Consider the following 19,334-nt stretch of genomic DNA (forward strand, 5'->3'; position numbering starts at 1 on the left):
TCCGGGCGGAAGTTCAGCATGACGAATTTTAAATAATTTCTAAATACCTTTTCAGTTCCCAGTCGGTTACTGCTTTGGCGTATTGTTTACATTCCCATTCGCGGGTCATGGTAAAATGCTCGACGAAATCTGCACCCAGTAATTCTTTGGCTAAATCAGAATTTTTCATCTTTTCAGTGGCTTCGAATAAATTGCGCGATAATGTTCCGTTCGATAAATCGGTGTAGCCATTTCCCTTTGTTGCAGGTTGTTCCAGTTTTAGTTTGTTTTTAACACCATACAGTCCGGCTGCCAAACAAGCAGCAATTGCAAGGTATGGGTTGGTATCTGAGCCTACAATTCTGGTTTCTAAACGTGCGGCTTTTTTACTTCCGGGCAGTGCGCGCAATGCCGTGGTGCGGTTATCAATTCCCCAGGTTAAGGTGGTGGGTGCCCAGGCTCCTTCTACAAGGCGTTTGTAACTGTTAATGGTGGGTGCAATCATAGGCAAAATATGAGGCAAACCATGTAACTGCCCTGCCATGTAGTTTTTCATTGTTGCACTTATTTTATCGGTATCTTTTTCATCGTAAAACAGGTTGTTTTGATGCCCATTACCCCACAAGCTCTGGTGCACATGGCCACTGCAACCAGGTAAGTTTTCATTTATTTTAGCCATAAAAGTAGCTAAGATACCGTGCTTGTAAGCGATTTCTTTAACAGCTGTTTTAAACAATATAGCCTGATCTGCAGCTCGCAGGGCATTGGCATATTTAATGGCAGCCTCGTATACACCGGGGCCGGTTTCAGTATGCAGTCCCTCAATCGGGATATCGAATTTATTCAGCAACTCAAACAGATCGCTCATAAATTCGTTTTTATAGCTGCTGCGCAAAATGGAATAGCCAAACATACCCGGACTTAGCGGTTTCAGGTTGTTGAAGTTTTTTTCATGCACCGTTTCGGGTGTTTCAGTAAAATTGAACCATTCAAACTCCTGTGCAAAAATGGGAGAGAAACCTTCGTTTTCACATTCGGCAATAACCTTTTTTAACAGTTGCCTGGGGCAAACAATATTTGGCCGATCGTGCTCATCGATAAAATCGCCTAAAAAGAAGGGAACTTCGTTTTCCCAGGGAATTTTTCGAAATGTACTTAAATCGATTTTGACCTGGGCATCGGGATAGCCGGTATGCCACCCAGTATATTTTCCATTTTCGTAGGCCAGATCGGCGGCATCCCAACCAAAGGTAACATCGCAAAAACCTAAACGGCCTTCAACTAACGAGGCAAATTTTTCGGCGGCTACATATTTACCCCTTAAAATACCGTCGATATCTGCAACAGCTAACTTTACTTTGCCAGAGGGATGGTTTTTAACATAATCCAGAATTTCTTTGCTTTTACTCATTCATTAACCTTTTTAAAAAGTTTATACAGTAGAAATATGCCTAAAACAATGCCCGAATAAATTAATCCTAATTTAAGATTATAAATCAGCATTGCGATAAAAGAAACACACGAAATAATCAGAGCAATAACAGGAAACAGCGGGTAAACGGGTGTTTTAAACGGTCGATGCATTTCGGGTTTGCTTTTGCGGAGCACCATTAGCGAAATCATTGAAATGATGTAAAGTGTTAAAGCACCAAACACGGAGATAATGATGATTTCGGCTGTTTTGCCCGATAACAGTGCTATAATTCCGATGATCATATTACCGATTAATGCATTGGCCGGTGTCTGGAATTTTGGTGAAATTTTACCCAGTATGGCCGGTATGCTCTGTACGCGGCCCATTTCGTAGGTGGAGCGGCCAGCGGCCAAAACCAATCCGTGAAAAGAGGCCACGAGCCCAAATAAACCAACGGTAATTAACAGGTGATACATCAAATGGTTATCTCCGGTAATCATCGAAAGGGCAAGGGGAAGAGGTGAATCGGAAGTTTCGCCCGATTTCCCGTTTTTATATACAATGGTCTCCCAACCACTAATACCAATTGTTGAAATGAAAACGAGCACACACAAAACCACCAGCGTAAATATTCCCCAGCCAAAACCTTTACTAATATCGCGTTGCGGGTTTTTAGTTTCTTCGGCAACATTGGCTACACCTTCAATACCCAGAAAAAACCAGATGGCAAAGGGGATGGCTGCAAATATACCGCTCCAGCCGTTGGGGAAATTATTGCGGATAAGGTTTTCAGTATGGAATTTTGGCAGGGTAATGCCCGAAAACAAAAGAAGTTCGCCTACCGCCAACACAGTAACAATAACCTCGAATGAAGCCGCGGCCTTTACGCCATATACATTTAAAGCAGTAAAAATAAAGTAAATGGCAATGGCAGAAGTAAGAATAGGTACCTGCGGGAAGAAAGCATTAAAATAGGCACCAATGGCAGAAGCAATGGCCGGTGGGGCAAAGATAAACTCAACCATTTGTGCAATTCCTGCAATGAAACCAACGTTTTTGCCTAAAGCGGTATTGGCATAATCGAAAACACCACCTGCTTTTGGAATGGCACAAGCCAGCTCGGCATAGCTGAAACTAAAGGTAACATACATTACCATAATAGCCACGGTGGCTATGGCCATACCGAGTGTGCCACCTTTTTCGAGGCCTAAATTCCAGCCAAAATACATTCCAGAAATAACATACCCTACACCAAGTCCCCATAACATAAACGGGGTAAGTGTTTTTTTTAAGCCCTTACTTTGCTCCATATGTGCCTGCCATATTAATTAGTTTTACAATGATTTGCTCGAAAATGATAAACTATTGGCCTCGGTATCTGCTGTTTAAATTAGTGATTTTTTTATTCTTATCTTATAAATTAATGGGGTATTTCGGTTTAATTAATGGCGCTTAGTGTTATCGTTTTTTAATCAATATCCGGTTGGCGAATGAAAAGTACCATACAGGCTTTAATCCAATAATTTATTGTTAATTTTTTTTAAAAGACATTTTTAAGATTGCCTGTTTTATTATCTTGCGTTACCAAACTTATTTTTATGCTTGATAACGCACTCAAACCCTCCGAAAATTTCAGGAAGATGGCACGTAAGTCTATCGGATCCATTTTGCTTTTTATATTCACTTATTTGTTGTTAATTTTTGGAGCCATTTGCCTAACACTTATTTGTGCATTTGCGGGCTTTATGCTGATTGCTGCCAAACCCATGTTTATTACCATTATGCTGGGTGGAGGTTTAGTATGCTTTGGGATACTGATTTTGGTTTTCCTGGTTAAATTTATATTTAAGTCGAATAAAATAGATAGGTCTCATTTAACACAAATTACTGAAGCAGAACAACCCGAACTTTTCAAAATGATTGATGGTATTGTGAAAGAAGTAGGTACAGATTTTCCTAAAAAAGTGTACTTGTCTTCAGAGGTTAATGCATCGGTATTTTATGATTCCAGTTTCTGGAGTATGTTTCTGCCTGTTAGGAAAAATCTTCAGATTGGACTTGGCTTAATGAATTGTATATCTGTTGATGAGTTAAAAGCTATCCTTGCGCATGAATTTGGCCATTTTTCTCAAAAGAGTATGCGTATGGGAAGCTATGTGTATAATGTTAATCAGGTAATCTACAATACGCTTTACGAAAATGAAAGTTACGGCAGCTTTGCACAGAAGCTAGCCGGAGTAAGTAATTATTTCGCGATTTTTGTGGTTTTGGCTAATAAAATCATCAGTGGTATTCAGTTCATTCTGAAAAAGATTTATGATATCGTTAATTTGAATCATTTGGCCCTGTCTCGGGAAATGGAGTTTCATGCCGATGCCGTAGCGGCAAGTGTTGCTGGTTCAGAAGCTTTAATTACAGCCCTTCATCGTTTGCAATTGGCCGATTATTCACTAAATAACGTTTTCGATTATTATAATGCTAAAATCAGGGAAAAAGAGAAAACCAATAATATTTATCCTCAGCAAAAGTTTGTAATGGATTTCTACGCCAATCTTCAGGGGATCAGGGTTGAAAATAATTTACCTATTGTATCTGATGAGCATTACAGCAAATTCAATAAAAGCAAACTTGTTTTGAAAGATCAATGGTCGTCCCACCCCAGCACTAAAGATAGGGTAGCACATTTGAGGAATTTAAATTATCCGCTTAGGGGATATGGAGCAGGAATAGCAACAGATTTACTCGTAAATAAAGATCATGTTTTAGAACAAATTACAAAAAAGCTCTTCGATGCTATTGATTATGGCAGTTCACCACTTGTTTCGGATGCCGGGAAGTTTGAAACAGAATTTTTAGAGACCCAGCGCAAGAATTCTTTCCCCCGGCTATATAATGGTTATTTTGATTTCAGAAACCCGATAATTGAGCTTGAATCAAATACCTTCGACAAGCCTTCAACATCACTTCAATTGCAGGCTATCGATTTATTCGGCGATGAAAATATTGGTTTATTATATCTGCGGGATGGTATTAACAGCGATTTAAATACAATCAAACAAATTGAGGATAAAACATTTCCTGTTAAAACTTTTGATTACGACGGGCAGCGCTATACTCCAGAGGATTGTTTAGAACTGATTAAATATTTAGAAGCTGAAAATGAAGCATTGGAGGATCGTTTAAAGCAACTCGACCATCAGGTATTTGAGTATTTTCTGTTACTGGCCTTTAAACACAACAGTGTTGCTGAGCTTAGAGATCTTTACAATAATAATAAAGCAATTAACACGCTATTAGAAAGCCAGAATGCAAAATATGCTAAAATGGTAGAGGTAGCTTCTTTTATGCATACCAGTACACCACTTCAAACGATAGAACAGCAAATGTATCTGGTTAAAGATGAGGAAGTGGTTTTTAAAGAGCAGCTTGGTTTGTTGTTAGCGAACACCTTTTATGCCGAACAAATAACAGTTGAAGATAGAGCGCAAATAGAAAAATTTATCGCAGCGAATTATATATATTTTGCAGGTGGCAGCTATTTTGATGATCAGGTTGATGAACTTTTTGGCACGCTGAACTTATTTGCAAAGATCATTAACGATACAAATTTTAAGGCTAAGAAGAATTTGCTTGATTTTCAGGCAGCCCTTGAAGTAGCCTGTTTAACAGAAAACAATAAGCCGGTAGCCATTTAAGCTACCGGCCTTAAAATTACTCCGAATCCCGGTTTTTATTTACAATCTGACTATCCCTCGTATTTTTCTGCACCGTAATGGCACCAAATAGCGAGAGGAGAAAGGCAAAGGCATAAAAACCTTTTTCGCTTGGTAAAAGTGTTGCATTCCACAAACCGATTACCAGGAGGGTGATGGTTAACAAGGTAGAAAACCAGCTTAACCCATAATAAATTTCTGTAACGGGAATGCCTTCCAGTTTATCGCGAACAGCTTTTTGTAAAGAAATTACGGCAAAAAGGCCAAACATCAATACGGTAAAATAATATCCTTTTTCGTTTAGGAGCATATCAGAACGCCACAGGCCCACAATAAAGCCGATCATTCCGATACCTAATGCAATCCAGGCGGCTGCCACGAATGCATTCGATGGTTTTTGATTCATTGTTTTGAGATTTAATTTAATTCATTAGAAAACGCTAAAGCATTATAAAAGGTATAAAAATAGAAATATAAGTTTAGTGTGGGCGAAATACTTTTCGGCCAAATCGACCGTCAAGGCTAACAATAGCAATTTTTAGCTAAAAATATTATATTAGTAATATGCTAACATTGCTTACTTCTGCGCAAATGCGCCACGCCGATCAGTTTACTATAGTCAATAAGCCCATTGCATCCATCGATTTGATGGAAAAAGCTGCGCGTGCATTTGTACAATGTTTTATCAGGGATGAATTTGATGCCAGCAAGAGCATCGCAATTTTTTGTGGGAAAGGCAATAACGGGGGCGATGGTTTGGCTATTGCACACTTGCTTTTGGTTAATGGGTACGATAACGTTAAAGTTTATATCGTAAATTTTAGTGCGAAACAAACTGATGATTTTGCAATTAACCTGCAAAGACTGGATGAATCGCGTTGTAAAAAAGCCATCATTAACCAGCCCGGTGATTTAAAGCACATTAAGCCCGATTTAATTATAGATGCCATTTTAGGTTCGGGCTTAAATAAGCCTTTAACCGGCGATTATGCTGAGCTGGCGCATGCCGTCAATAAACTAAATAAAAAGGTATATGCAGTTGATGTGCCCACTGGTTTTTTTGCAGAAGGCAGATTAACAGATAATTATAACGGGATAAAGGCCTATAAAACCATCTGTTTTCAACGGCCAAAAATAAATTTTTTCTTCCCCGAATCGGCCCTGGCGACTGAAAAGTATGAGGTAGCAGACATTGAGCTGGATGAAGATTTTATCAGGCAGCAGGATACCGATTTTTACCTTACCGAAGAGAAAGACATTCAAAAAATACTTAAAAAGCGCAAACTCTTTAGTCATAAAGGCACTTATGGGCACGCACTCATTATTGCAGGCAATACCAATACCATGGGAGCAGCCTTACTGTCATCGATGGCTTGTTTGCATAGCGGGGCAGGTTTAACTACGGCCTGTGTACCCGAAAGCGGGCTAACAGCACTCAATACCATCCTGCCAGAGGTTATGGCCTTGCCCAGGGTAGAATACATGCGTATTGAGCATCCGGCAAAATACCAGGCCATTGCTATTGGCCCGGGTTTAGACGTGGATGCTGAAAATGAAAGGCTGTTAGAAAGTCTGATAACGGCCAATCGCGAACTGATAATAGATGCCGATGCCTTGAATATTTTGGCAGAAAGACCAGATCTGATTAAAAAACTAGCCAAAAACTCGATCCTTACCCCGCATGTTAAAGAATTCGACCGTTTATTTGGCGAGCACAATACCTGGTGGGACCGAGTACAAACGGCAAGAGAACAAGCCCGGCAGCTGCAAATTGTAATTATACTTAAAAACCAATACACCTTTGTTTGTCTGCCCTCTGGTAAAGTTCATATTAACCCAACCGGAAACCCAGCCATGGCACAAGGTGGTATGGGCGACGTTTTAACAGGGATTATTTCTGGCCTGGTAGCACAAAAATATACAGCAGCTGATGCGGCTATCGCAGGCTGCTATATTCATGGCCAAACAGGCGATGATTTGGCAAAAGAACAATTTGTAGTTACCGCATCGCAGCTTGCGCAAAACATGGCGAAGGAAATTAAAGTGCTTATATCCAAATAGTTTGTTTAACTGGCTTGCTGCGGTTGTGGAAAAAAAGCCAGCTTAAACTTCGTACTTCCTGCCCGTAAATGTATAGTTTAAAGGAAAATTTTAAATAACAGATAGCTTAAACTTACGGAAAACTTAAATTATTATGGCACAAAAGGAGTACACACTGAATGAGCTCATTCAGGAATCGGCAGAAAATCCACATGAAAACGATTTTTTTGAATTGGAAAAACCTGCCATGCTGGAGGTGAACTTAAAAAACCAAAAGATTTTGGCCAAAGCCGGTTCAATGGTTGCTTACATTGGCAATATCGACTTTAAAAGAGAAGGCTTGTTAAGCAAAGGCTTAGGTGGCTTGTTAAAAAAAGCCATATCTGGCGAAGGCACCTCGCTAATGCATGCCGCCGGAACAGGTAAACTCTACCTAGCCGATGAAGGCAAGAAAGTAAAAATTATTAAACTCCAGAACGAAGCCGTTTTTGTGAATGGTAACGATGTACTGGCTTTAGAAGAAAGCATCAACAATGAAATTAAAATGCTGAAAAGCATTGCTGGTATGATGAGCGGAGGTTTATTTCAGGTGAAGCTATCGGGTAGTGGTTACATTGCCATTACCACTCATGGTGAGCCCATTTTATTGCGGGTTACAGGTAACCAGCCGGTTTATACCGATCCGAATGCTACAGTGGCCTGGTCTGAAAACCTTAGTCCAAACATTAAAACAAATTTAACCTTTGGTTCTTTTATTGGCAGGGGAAGTGGCGAATCTTTCCAGCTGGAGTTTTTTGGCGAAGGATGGGTATTGGTACAGCCTTACGAAGAGGTAAAGTACGCAGCAAAATCTTAAGTTAGTTGTCTTTTGGTTGGTGGCAACACAAAGCAGGATTTTCTAAATCCATTATCATTGACAGACTTCAATAAAAAGTTTCGTCATTGCGAGGAGGAACGACAAAGCAATCCTACAACAAGCGCTATAATTTATAGTTTAAGATTGTTTCGTCGGCTGAAAACAGCCTTCTCGCAATGACGATCAGAAGAAAATGAAAACAAAAAATCCCGGCATTTTTCAAGGCCGGGATTTAATATATCTGTTCATCTTTTCTATCTACACACCTCCCATTACGCTCAGCTTATCCATGGTAGGGTTAATACTTCCGCCCATAGGTTCTATGGTTACCGCGAAAGCTTGTGCTTCCTGTATGGCCGGCATTTTAACCAGTGCTTCGTTCGAAGTAGAATCGCTTTTGCCAAATACGCCTAAACTTACCGGTTTACCATTTACCATGGCCCATAACTGATATTCGTGCTCCTTATCGGTTTTAGGTAAATCCATGGCCACATAGTTAATCAATACACTTTTATCTTTTTTGTTCCAATACACTTTCATTTTAGCAGTAGGACTAAATGGCTGGCCCTCCATATTAATTGTTGTCCATTCTTTGCTATCGGCCATTGCGGCCATATTGTTCAAGCCCTGGTTTTCGAATTCCAGTTTGCTTACTACACCAGCAAACTTTTGTTTATCCAGGTTTAAACTGGCAATCTGATCATGTGCATCGGTAAGCTTGTTGTATGTGATAAACAAGGCGGCAGTGCTGATAATCAATAAAGCAACACAAGCAACCAGTGCATAACGTAAATTTCTCACTTTACCATCACTTTCATCCAAACGTATAATTTTGGGTTCTTCAGTGTAAATAGGCTCTGGTTGAATGTTATCCTCCACCTCGTTCAATCCCAGTTTTTCAAATAGTCTTATTTCTACATCTACCGATGGTTCTACCGCATTTTGCACAGCATATTGCTCAATAGCCTGCTCAATAGCCGCTATTTCAGCTTTCACCTCAGGGTGCTGAGCTGCTATTTCCTCCACCTGCAACGCTTCTTCGGGTGATAAATCACCTAAAACGTACAGCTCAAGTACTCCAGATTCTATATATGCCTTTAAATTTTCCACGCTCAATTAAAATTCCTTCTCAATTCTATAATAGCCAGTCGTATACGCGTTTTTACCGTACCCAATGGCAGATCTAACTTTTCTGCGGCTTCTACATGCGTAAAGCCTTTATAATAAACTAAATCGAGAACAGCCTGCAGATCGGGTTTAAGGCCGTCTACAAGTTGCTTAACCCCAAGCGTATCGGGGTTAAATGTAACCTTGTTTTGTTCATCAACGAAACTTACGTTATTTTCTATATCTTGGTTTTTGAGTGAATTCTTAAAATCTTTAGAACGGAGTTTGTCGATCGATAAGTTACGGGCAATATTCATCATCCAGGTAAACAAACGTCCTTTGGTATTGTCGTAGTGTTCTGCAGACTGCCAGATTTTTACAAAAGTTTCCTGTAAAACGTCTTCAGCAAGTTCGGTATGGGTAATAATGCGCGAAATTACACCGTAAATAGCCGAAGAATACATGCTGTACAGCGTTTTTAGTACCGCGGGATCTTTCGATTGCAGTGCTTGAACAAGTTCTGGCTCGGTTAGGGTTAATTTTTTAAATGCAGTCACTATTGATTACTAAGTTACAATACAGAACACTAAAAGCAAAAAAATGTTTTATAAACGCATTCCGTGTAGGAATACCTTATAAAACATTTTTAAAAACCAGGTGAATACCGAATTTATACTATCCCATCAATCGGGAAAAGATGTTTTTCTGCATGGTAAGATGAGCGTACCAATGGTCCGCTTTCTACATATTTTAAGCCTTTGGCCAAGCCAACTTCTTTGTACATGGCAAAAGTATCGGGGTGTATCCAGTCTACCACAGGGTGGTGGTTACGTGTTGGTTGTAAATACTGGCCCAAAGTTAAAATATGCACGCCGTTGGCAACCAGGTCGTCCATAGCTTCGAAAATATCTTCTTCAGTTTCGCCTAAGCCCAGCATAATACCGGTTTTGGTTCTTAAACCAAATTCCGAAATTCTTTTCAGGGCTTCTAAACTTCTGTCGTATTTAGCTTGAATACGTACTTGTCTGGTCAGGCGTTTGACCGTTTCCATGTTGTGCGATACTACTTCCGGGCGTTCTTCTAAAACGCGGTATAAATTATCCCACTGACCTTTAAAATCTGGAATCAGGGTTTCGAGTGTAGTAATTGGGCTTTCCCTGCGGATAGCTTGTAAAGTTTCGGCCCAGATAATCGATCCGCCATCTTTTAAATCATCGCGGTCAACCGAAGTAATTACGCAATGTTTAACACCCATTAATTTTACTGAATTGGCTACACGGTTTGGTTCGTCTACATCAACAGCCAGAGGGCGGCCTGTTGCAACTGCGCAAAAAGAGCAGCTACGTGTGCAGATATTTCCTAAAATCATAAAGGTTGCCGTACCTGCACCCCAGCATTCGCCCATATTAGGGCAATTGCCGCTTTCGCAAATGGTGTGAAGCTTATGGGTATCCACTAAACTCCGAACTTGTGCGTATTCTTTACCAACAGGTAATTTAACACGTAACCAATCTGGTTTACGTTTAACTTCAGTTACAGCAGGTACTACCGGTAAATCAATCATGCCACAAAGTTAACGAATAGGATTGAATTGTTGCAATGCCGAAATGTTTGAGCGTTGTAATAAATAGTAGAGGCGTTTAACTGGTTAATTGTTTCAACTCGTTAACCGGCGCTTAGCGATTCGGCGCTGGTTTAGGCCTCCCAAAAGTGCCGTAATTTGCCACCTAAGCCATATTGAAGCGGCAGCTCCCGATTGTAGGCACTGTTTTTGCTTTTTATGGTGTGTTTGCTTGTTTCACAGGTTTCTATCGGGACTACAGCGGAAAGAGGAACTGTTTTACCCGATAAGCAGTACTGCACCTTTTCAAAATGAGAAAAATGGATGTGTTCCCAAGCTGGATTAATGCTAAATGCTGTCTGTAAATGTTATATAAAAATCATAAGCTAAACATTGCAACTTTAAAGGTTTCAACTTTCTAACTAAATCTTACATTTGCAATATGAATACTGGCTTACAGCTTTACAACACGCTTTCGCGCAAAAAAGAAGTTTTTCAACCCTTAAATGCACCCAATGTTGGGATGTATGTTTGTGGTCCTACAGTTTATAGCGATGTGCATTTAGGCAATTGCCGCACCTTTATTTCCTTCGATTTAATTTTCAGGTATCTTAAATATGCCGGCTATAAGGTGCGCTATGTGCGTAATATTACCGATGCAGGTCACTTAGAGGGCGACAGGGATGAGGGCGACGATAAATTTGCAAAGCGTGCCAAGCTGGAGCAATTGGAACCGATGGAAATTGTACAGAAATACACTTTGGGTTTCCACGATGTGCTACGCATGTTCAACACCTTGCCTCCAAGTATCGAACCAACGGCTACCGGACATATCATTGAGCAAATCGAAATGATTAAAGTGATTATTGCCAATGGTTATGGTTATGAAATTGATGGTAACGTATATTTTGACGTAGAAAAATACAGCAAAGAATATAATTATACCATATTAACCAACCGCAACCTCGAAGATATGCTGAACAATACCCGCGAACTGGGTGGACAGGATGAGAAACGTGGCAGGTTGGATTTTGCACTCTGGATTAAAGCAAAGCCAGAAACCTTAATGCAATGGCAATCGCCATGGGGCATGGGTTTTCCTGGCTGGCATATCGAATGTTCGGCCATGAGTGCTAAATATTTAGGTTCAGAGTTTGATATTCACGGTGGTGGAATGGATTTAGCCGCAACACACCATACCAACGAAATTGCTCAATCTGAAGCATGCAGCCATAAACAACCTGCGCGTTACTGGATGCATACCAATATGCTTACCGTTAATGGTACACGTATGTCGAAATCGGCTGGTAACGGCTTCTTGCCTTTAGAATTATTTACCGGTGCACACCCGCTGTTAAAAAAGGGTTATAGCCCAATGACGGTTAAGTTCTTTATGTTGCAGGCACATTACCGCAGTACTTTAGATTTTTCTAACGATGCTTTGGATGCTTCGGAGAAAGGATTCAGGCGTTTAATGACGGCGGTTGGCCTTTTAGATAAACTACCCGTATCAGAACAAAACGATTTTGATATCGATGCGCTGAAAGAGAAATGCATCCACGCAATGGACGATGATTTTAACAGTCCGATTTTAATTGCTGAATTGTTCGAAGCTGTTCGGATGATTAATACCGTTTACGACGGTAAAGGAAAAATTTCGGAAGAAGCTTTAGCTAAATTAAAACAGTTGGTACACGATTTCGTGTTCGATATTTTAGGCTTAAAAGATGAAGATGCCGGAAGTAACGACTTAAATGGCGTTTTAGAAATGGTAATTGATTTAAGAACCGAAGCTAAAGCGAATAAAGATTACGCCACTTCCGATCGTATCCGCATTGGCTTGCAGGAGTTGGGTATTCAGCTTAAAGACGGTAAAGAAGGAACTACATGGAGTAAGGCTTAAGGCTAAATAACTTTTTATAATGAAAAAGATTGGTTTGGTAGGCGGAATAAGTTGGGTATCGACCATCGATTATTATAAATTTATAAATGAGGGAGTAAATGAATGCCTCGGTGGATTAAATTTTGCCGAGTGTTTAATTTACTCCCTTAATTTTGGCGATGTACAGGATAAAACCTGGGAAGGATCATTTGAATTGCTTTTAAATGCCTGCCAAAGTTTAAAAAGCAGTGGGGTAGAAGCCATTGTGTTATGTGCAAATACAGCCCATTTATTTGCCGATGAAATTGAAAGTTGTATCGCTGTGCCCATTATTCACATCGGTACTGAAACAGCTAAGGCTGTAAATAATGCCGGGATTATAAAAATTGGCCTTTTAGGCACTATATTTACCATGGAGAAAGATTTCTATATCAAAAAACTCCAGGCTAACGGATTGGAGGTTTTAATTCCAGAGCATCAGGATACCCGAAATTATATCCAGCATACACTAAAAGAAGAACTGGGCAGAGGCCTGATTTTACCGCACACCAAAGCACGGTATGTAGAGATTGTTAATGAATTGGTTGCAGCGGGTGCCGAAGGTATTATTCTGGGCTGTACCGAAATTCCGATGCTAATTAGCCAGGATGATTTTAATATCCCGGTATTTGATACCACTAAAATTCACTCCAAAGCAATCGTTGATTATATTGTTTCATAAAATAAACTCTATTTTAGACCAATTGAATCTGTTTTCCGTTAAATTGATCATGAATAAAAAAATATTTATCCTGCCTATTATTGCCCTGATGGGCGTACAGGCTTGTAGAAATAAGCAAGCTGATACCAGTCAGAGTGAAGAAAAAATAACCCTGATGTCGCCTGAATTTAATGCTGACAGTGCCTATGCCTATACCAAAGCGCAGGTAGATTTTGGCCCGCGTATTCCGGGTACAACGGCTCATCAAAAATGTGCCGATTATCTGGTGGCCAAATTAAAGTCGTTTGGTGCAGATGTGAAGATAGAAGGCGAAAAAACAACCACCTATGATGGTAAAAGCTTTCAGCTGAAGAACATTGTAGCAGCTTTTAATCCAAAACAAAAGAACCGGGTTTTAATTACAGCCCACTGGGATGCCCGTCCTTTTTCAGATCAGGATACCGATCCCGCCAACCATACCAAAGCCTTTGATGCAGCAAACGATGGCGCCAGCGGGGTTGCCGTGATTTTAGAAATGGCACGTCAGATCCAGCAAAAACAGCCTAACGTAGGTGTCGATTTCGTATTGTGGGATTTAGAAGATTACGGCAAAGCCAATGATGAAACGCCTGATGAAACTACCTGGTGTCTGGGCTCGCAATATTGGGCCAACCAGGCTGTAGCCTCTGGTTATAAAGCGCTTTATGGCATTAACCTCGATATGGTAGGCGGGGGAAATGCACAGTTTACACAAGATGAGATCTCGCGCCAGGCAGCACCGGATGTAGCCAATAAAGTGTGGGATATTGGCAACGAGATTGGCTATGCTTCGTATTTCACCAAAATTCCAAGTGGTAAACTGGTCGACGATCATTTCTGGATGAACAAAGCTGGCGTACCATCTATCGATATTATCCATTACAATGATAACAGTGGCTTTTACATCAACTGGCACACCCAACTGGATAACTTAGCCAATATTGATAAAAATACTTTGAAAGCTACCGGTCAAACCGTTTTGGAAACCATTTACAGGGAAAAATAAGTCAATAATGTGAAATTGTTGATTACTTTTAAAACCATACCCTAAAGAAAATTTTATATTCGCCAAACTATATTTTTATACTGATAATGAAACAGATATTTTCAACTGCCATAGCTTCACTTTTAGCACTGAGCACATTCGCCCAAAAAAGTGATGGAACGACCAAATCTTTAGTAAGTGCTGAGAAAGATTTTGCCAAAGCAGTGGCAAAAAACGGAGATAAAGATGCCTTTCTTGAGTACTCGCTGGGCAGTGCTTTGGTATTCAGACCAAACCCCGTTAATGCCAAAACTTTTTATACCAATAAAGCAAACAGTGAAAACGAAATTTCGTGGACTCCAAATTTGGCCAAAGTATCGCGCAGCGGTGATTTAGGTTTCTCTACAGGTCCGTATGAAATTGGTGCAACAGATAAAAAATACGGTCAATACCTGTCTATCTGGAAATCAGAAAACGGCAAGTGGAAACTCGCGATTGATTTAGGTACAGAAAGCAACAAACCTTTGACTAAAATTACACCACAGTTTGTTGAACCAAAAGATCACGTAGCTCCAAAATTCTTAAATGAAAAAGAAGTAAAGGCCGGCAAAGAAATTATTTTAACTACCGAGAAAACTTTAAATACCTTATTAAAAACGCATGGTATTGCTGCATTTGGTGGCTTTTTAACTAACGATGCACGTTTACTTTTCCCGGGTAATGAAGCCATTGAAGGAAAAGGTAAAATTGTTGCCTTCTATAATAGTATGGTGAGCAAAATTAGTTTAAAAACAACTGGTGTAGATAAAGCAATTGGTAGTGATTTAGCCTATACTTACGGGGTAGCTACCATTGATTATAAAGCAGACCTAAGAGAAAGCTTTAACTATGTTTTTGTTTATGAAAAAGCTGCAGATGCAAGCTGGAACTTAATTGTACAGGCTTTTGTACCTGCCGAAAGATAAATAGCAAAATGTGAATTGAAAGAGGGCTCTCCGTAAAAAGAAGCCCTTTTTTTATGTCGGAACTTGTACTTATCTGTAGTTTGGGTGTGGTTTCAGTCCCACCCCGATAGCTATTTGTCTGAGGTTGGGTAAAACAAGCACAATATTTGCGTTTCAAAAAGAAAAATACCACAAATAAAATTGTTCATTTTACGTTTAAAATTCATGCATAAAAAAATACTTTTATTCTCCGCTCTTGCTTTGTTGTGTTTTAATGTTTCGGCACAGAAACAAAAGTTTGATGTGCAGGGTAAAGCTGGCGCAAGGGGAATTATGCCCGAAAATACCATAGAAGGGATGTTGAAAGCGCTCGATTTAGGTGTTACTACTTTAGAAATGGATGCTGTGATTTCGAAAGATAAGCTGGTAGTGCTTTCGCAGGAGCCTTATTTTAACAACGAGATTTCTTTACAGCCAAACGGAAAACCCATTAGCCTGAAAGACCAGAAGAAGTTTAACATTTATAAAATGGATTATGAAGAGGTAAAAAAGTTTGATGTAGGCAGTAAGGTGCACGACCGTTTTCCGGGTCAAATGAAATTTAAAGCGTATAAACCCCTACTTACTGAAACCATTGATGCAGTTGAGGCTTATGTTAAGGAGCATAAACTGGCCAAACCAGTTTACAGTATTGAAACCAAAACCATTAAAAACGGCGATAACGAATTCCATCCCGAACCTGCTGAATTTGTGGATTTGATTATGGAGATTATAAATGCTAAAAAACTCGCCAAAAGGGTAATTATCGAGTCGTTTGATATGCGTACGCTGCAATACCTGCACGAGAAATATCCGAAGGTGCAAACCTCGCTGTTGATTGATGAGAAAGAACCTTTTGAGTCGTACATTGAAAAATTAGGCTTTAAACCGACTATTTACAGTCCATATTCGATATTGGTAGGTAAGGGACTGGTAGATCGTTGCCATGCCATGGGGGTCAAAATTATACCATGGACGGTGAATACGATTAAGGATGTGAAATACTTTAAAGATTTAGGGGTAGATGGCATTATAACCGATTACCCGAACATTATGGGCCAGCTGGATAAATAGGAGCTGATTCATATTTCTAATCCTATCGGTTGGTATCCTCACCGACCGAAACAGAATAGTCTGATAAACAAAAAAAGCGCTGGTTACAGCGCTTTTTTTGTTTATCTACTGGAAATGCCTAGTGGTGCGATTCAGCAGCTTCTGAGTGATGCACTTCAGTTTTTTCGTGCGAAGTACCTTCTTCTGCATGGTGGAAAATTGGTCTTGTGAAAGCCACAAGCAAGATTAAAACAATAATCCAGGCAGTTAATGGTAATGCCCAAATGCCTTTAGTTTGCTGAACTGGTGCGTGTGAATCGTGAGCTGACATATCGAAATATTTTGATTTTAAAAATTTATGCTTTGTAATGTGCGGTAAAGATAATAACAAAATTAAAATAAAAAGATTAAACTACTGATTTGTATGGCGAAAAGGATAAAGGCAGGCCTTTACCCCTGTAAATCATAAATCATCGCCTTAGTGCTGTTCAGTTTGCTTTTAATCCGATCCTGATGCTCCTGTAAAACACTGTGTTTATCCTGCACTGCATTAAACAGTTCAGCTTTTTTAAAATAATTGGCTGCACCGGCAAAATTTTGCTGCTGCTCGGCATGCAGACCTAAATTTTCGTAAATATGGGCTTCGCAAACACCGGCAACCGTTAAAGCTTTATCTGCAATCTGCTTAGCCAGCTTATGCATTTTCAAGGTAATTACCAGCTTTAAATAAGGTTCATAAACTTCCGGAAAATCGGCATCCAGTTCGATACAGCGCTTGTAATAATACCCCGCAGTTTTATAATCTTTAAAACGGTAGTGGTATAAATTTCCAAGCTGAAAATAGCTCCTGGCGTAATCCGGGTCAAAAGCAATAAGTTCGGTAAAATACTGAAGTGCTTTGGGCAGCTCGCCCCAGTTCAATTCTTCAATAGCCTGCAGATATTTTTCATCTGCAGTAGTATAAATGTCCATAACGGATATAAATAATTTTGATAAGCGCTTAGGGCTTAACAAAGGGTAATTAAAAAGATTTGTTAAATGTAGTTAAAGGGTAGTCCCTTAAACCTTAAGGATTGGAAAGGAAGTTTACCTCAATACCCCAACCCTTTAAGCCACAAGACTGGCTAAAGTTTCTTTGTTGGATATGTATTTGACGTAGCATTGCTGTGAAATTTGATGCAAATATATTTATTTCCAGCTAATTGCAAATATTTAAAGAAAATTTTAGTGGTTTACGTGCGCTAAATAAACAATGCAATAGCTGAGTAAACACATCACATTATTGAAATTGAAAGCATTAAATACGTTTTCCAGGCAGGCTTTTGTATGGGTTATTTTTAAAGCAAAAAACCAGAAGAGCAACGAGACCGTAATATCCAATATATCGAAATGACCATTCGTAATGTGAAACAGTTGAAATAATTCGAGCCCTACAGCGAATACAGGCGGAATTAAAACACAGTCGATTTGCCGCTTAAAAAAATTAATGTAGAAGCCTTTTGAGGTTAGGGTAATGCAGAACACCCAAAGCCCCTCGGGTAAGGAATAAATAATGTATTTGTTTAATGGTAAACTACTGGTGATGCTATATTTTAAGTCTTCGTAAGTTTTTAGTGAGCTCAGCTGAATGAAAATCTGGTTAATCAATGTTTTATCTGTCCGGTAAAAGAGGTAGATAAATAAACTGATTACTAACGCCGGGACAATATACCAATAGTGTTTTTTCAAGATTTGACGAGCATTAAGATTTTAAAATAAGCCAATGGTTTTAAGGCAATTTCTTTTTCGGGTTTAAACCGTTCGATAGCCTTAATATTATGGATGTAAAATAAAGATTTCAATTGAAATAAGCCAGCACATAAGTTAAAAGCCCGATCAACATATTTTAACCAGTTATTGGGAGTAAAATGGTTTAATATCAGCAATTTTCCCCCTGGCTTTAATACTTTATGGCATTGCAATATAAGTTTTTCGGGGTTCTGGGCTACAGCAATTACATGCGACAATACTACATAATCAAAGGTTTCTGCTTCAAAGGCCAGCTCTTCGCCATTCATTTGGAAAAGTTCAATATTGCCGGCCGCATGCTTTTTAGCTGTGTTGAGCATAGCCGAAGAAATTTCTATTCCGGTAACCCGATGTTTTTGGTAAAGGTGAAAATGTGAGCCGTTACCTACACCAATTTCGAGCAGCTTTCCGTGGGCTAACTGGTTAATTTCTTGGAAAAACCTTTTCTTTTGCGGTTTAAGAAAAATATCTACCAATGGATAGAAAAAGGCAAAACGGTTATAAAAATTGGTTAGTGCGCTCAATTTATTCAGGTTTAAAGGTTAACCAAAGCGTTTTCAATTTGTCGCCTATGCCTTAATATATGAACAATGGCATGCTCCAATATTTGTTCAACGTCGTATTCCTGGCCCCATCGCGTGTGTATTTTCTTATCAGCGTTAAATTCTTCTAAAACAATATCCGGTTGCCCTGCGAAAAGTGCTTCATTGTAGGCAAAAGCTTCATTCAGTCTGGATATGTAGGGGCTAATTGTGTTAAACGATAACCTTTCGGGCCTTTCTGTTTTAAGGCCAATAGCATTTTCGATGTAGACCGCATAACTAAAAATGGCAGCAGTTACATGGGTTAAAATGCTTTGGATCGAAATACAATCGGGGTTAGTGCTTTTCGGTTCGATGGTTTTTAGCAACTGCTCATTAGTGACAGGACCTATCACTATAATCAGTTCATCTATTGCTTTTTTATATTCAGCTAAAAGGACAGCTTTTGCACCGGTAAGTTTTTGGTCAGGCATCGTTATCACAAATATAATTGTTTGCAACTACTTTCAATTCGTGCCGAAAATATGTTGGTCTGGATTTGCAGTTCAAGTTGGTCTGGATTTGCAATTAGGAGTGTTCGAAACATTTTGAATTTTAAAAAAACAAATCCTTTTCCACATTTCTGTTGATAATATTTGTTTTTATGTTTGGATTAAAGCCCCAGTTTTCCTGCTGTTTCCTATTGGTGTTGT

The 19,334-nt window shown here is 39.4% G+C and carries 19 protein-coding genes; 8 read left to right on the forward strand and 11 right to left on the reverse strand.

Going from position 1 to position 19,334, the window contains the following annotated elements; translation table 11 throughout:
- Positions 1-28 precede the first annotated feature (28 nt).
- A complete protein-coding gene (locus HWV58_RS05500) occupies positions 29-1,390 on the reverse strand; it encodes a glutamine synthetase family protein (RefSeq protein ID WP_175633114.1) in 1,362 nt (453 codons plus the stop codon).
- Positions 1,387-2,703: an ethanolamine permease gene (gene eat / locus HWV58_RS05505; RefSeq protein ID WP_175633115.1), complete on the reverse strand. Its 1,317-nt coding sequence runs from the start codon at positions 2,701-2,703 to the stop codon at positions 1,387-1,389. The genes HWV58_RS05500 and eat overlap by 4 nt, the downstream gene beginning before the upstream one ends.
- Positions 2,704-2,991: 288 nt before the next feature.
- Between eat and HWV58_RS05510 the strand changes: the two genes are divergently transcribed.
- Positions 2,992-5,088: a M48 family metallopeptidase gene (locus HWV58_RS05510; RefSeq protein WP_175633116.1), complete on the forward strand. Its 2,097-nt coding sequence runs from the start codon at positions 2,992-2,994 to the stop codon at positions 5,086-5,088.
- 16 nt (positions 5,089-5,104) lie between these two features.
- On the opposite strand, the gene yiaA is transcribed toward HWV58_RS05510, so the two are convergent.
- Complete coding sequence (gene yiaA / locus HWV58_RS05515; protein ID WP_113950314.1) at positions 5,105-5,512, reverse strand: inner membrane protein YiaA; 408 nt, start codon at positions 5,510-5,512, stop codon at positions 5,105-5,107.
- A 158-nt stretch (positions 5,513-5,670) separates the two neighbouring features.
- Between yiaA and HWV58_RS05520 the strand changes: the two genes are divergently transcribed.
- On the forward strand, positions 5,671-7,167 hold the full coding sequence (locus HWV58_RS05520; RefSeq protein ID WP_235972658.1) for an NAD(P)H-hydrate dehydratase: 1,497 nt from the start codon (positions 5,671-5,673) through the stop codon (positions 7,165-7,167).
- Positions 7,168-7,300: 133 nt separating this feature from the next.
- Positions 7,301-8,002 carry an AIM24 family protein gene (locus HWV58_RS05525; protein ID WP_175633117.1) on the forward strand — a complete coding sequence of 234 codons (702 nt, stop codon included), beginning with the start codon at positions 7,301-7,303 and terminating at the stop codon, positions 8,000-8,002.
- A gap of 258 nt (positions 8,003-8,260) precedes the next feature.
- Here the strand turns inward: HWV58_RS05525 and HWV58_RS05530 are convergent, their stop codons facing one another.
- The 3 genes from HWV58_RS05530 to lipA form a co-directional block, all read right to left on the reverse strand.
- Positions 8,261-9,112 carry an anti-sigma factor gene (locus HWV58_RS05530; RefSeq protein WP_175633118.1) on the reverse strand — a complete coding sequence of 284 codons (852 nt, stop codon included), beginning with the start codon at positions 9,110-9,112 and terminating at the stop codon, positions 8,261-8,263.
- Positions 9,113-9,114: 2 nt separating this feature from the next.
- A complete protein-coding gene (locus tag HWV58_RS05535) occupies positions 9,115-9,666 on the reverse strand; it encodes an RNA polymerase sigma factor (RefSeq protein ID WP_175633119.1) in 552 nt (183 codons plus the stop codon).
- A gap of 113 nt (positions 9,667-9,779) precedes the next feature.
- A complete protein-coding gene (gene lipA / locus HWV58_RS05540) occupies positions 9,780-10,673 on the reverse strand; it encodes a lipoyl synthase (protein WP_175633120.1) in 894 nt (297 codons plus the stop codon).
- 439 nt (positions 10,674-11,112) lie between these two features.
- Here lipA and cysS point away from each other — a divergent pair, with 439 nt between their 5' ends.
- From cysS to HWV58_RS05565, 5 genes are all read left to right on the forward strand, one after another.
- A complete protein-coding gene (cysS, locus tag HWV58_RS05545; protein WP_175633121.1) occupies positions 11,113-12,573 on the forward strand; it encodes a cysteine--tRNA ligase in 1,461 nt (486 codons plus the stop codon).
- Positions 12,574-12,592: 19 nt separating this feature from the next.
- Positions 12,593-13,273, forward strand: coding sequence for an aspartate/glutamate racemase family protein (locus HWV58_RS05550; protein ID WP_175633122.1), 681 nt, complete (start codon positions 12,593-12,595; stop codon positions 13,271-13,273).
- A 49-nt stretch (positions 13,274-13,322) separates the two neighbouring features.
- Entirely contained in the window at positions 13,323-14,297 is a 975-nt protein-coding gene (locus tag HWV58_RS05555) for a M28 family peptidase (protein WP_175633123.1), read from the forward strand.
- A gap of 86 nt (positions 14,298-14,383) precedes the next feature.
- The gene (locus tag HWV58_RS05560) at positions 14,384-15,241 is read left to right on the forward strand and encodes a nuclear transport factor 2 family protein (protein WP_175633124.1); all 858 of its coding nucleotides are present in this window, start codon (positions 14,384-14,386) and stop codon (positions 15,239-15,241) included.
- A gap of 204 nt (positions 15,242-15,445) precedes the next feature.
- Complete coding sequence (locus tag HWV58_RS05565; protein WP_175633125.1) at positions 15,446-16,333, forward strand: glycerophosphodiester phosphodiesterase family protein; 888 nt, start codon at positions 15,446-15,448, stop codon at positions 16,331-16,333.
- 118 nt (positions 16,334-16,451) lie between these two features.
- Here the strand turns inward: HWV58_RS05565 and HWV58_RS05570 are convergent, their stop codons facing one another.
- The 5 genes from HWV58_RS05570 to HWV58_RS05590 all read right to left on the reverse strand — a co-directional run bounded on the left by HWV58_RS05570 (position 16,452) and on the right by HWV58_RS05590 (position 19,115).
- Positions 16,452-16,643: a hypothetical protein gene (locus HWV58_RS05570; RefSeq protein WP_175633126.1), complete on the reverse strand. Its 192-nt coding sequence runs from the start codon at positions 16,641-16,643 to the stop codon at positions 16,452-16,454.
- Positions 16,644-16,762: 119 nt separating this feature from the next.
- Entirely contained in the window at positions 16,763-17,284 is a 522-nt protein-coding gene (locus tag HWV58_RS05575) for a tetratricopeptide repeat protein (protein WP_175633127.1), read from the reverse strand.
- A gap of 252 nt (positions 17,285-17,536) precedes the next feature.
- The gene (locus HWV58_RS05580; protein WP_235972659.1) at positions 17,537-18,040 is read right to left on the reverse strand and encodes a hypothetical protein; all 504 of its coding nucleotides are present in this window, start codon (positions 18,038-18,040) and stop codon (positions 17,537-17,539) included.
- Positions 18,037-18,624, reverse strand: coding sequence for a class I SAM-dependent methyltransferase (locus HWV58_RS05585; protein WP_175633128.1), 588 nt, complete (start codon positions 18,622-18,624; stop codon positions 18,037-18,039). Before HWV58_RS05585 ends, HWV58_RS05580 begins: the two co-directional genes overlap by 4 nt.
- A gap of 11 nt (positions 18,625-18,635) precedes the next feature.
- Positions 18,636-19,115, reverse strand: coding sequence for a DinB family protein (locus HWV58_RS05590; protein WP_175633129.1), 480 nt, complete (start codon positions 19,113-19,115; stop codon positions 18,636-18,638).
- Between the last annotated feature and the right edge of the window lie 219 nt (positions 19,116-19,334).

This window comes from Pedobacter ghigonis, assembly GCF_903166585.1.
GTDB classification, from domain to species: domain Bacteria; phylum Bacteroidota; class Bacteroidia; order Sphingobacteriales; family Sphingobacteriaceae; genus Pedobacter; species Pedobacter ghigonis.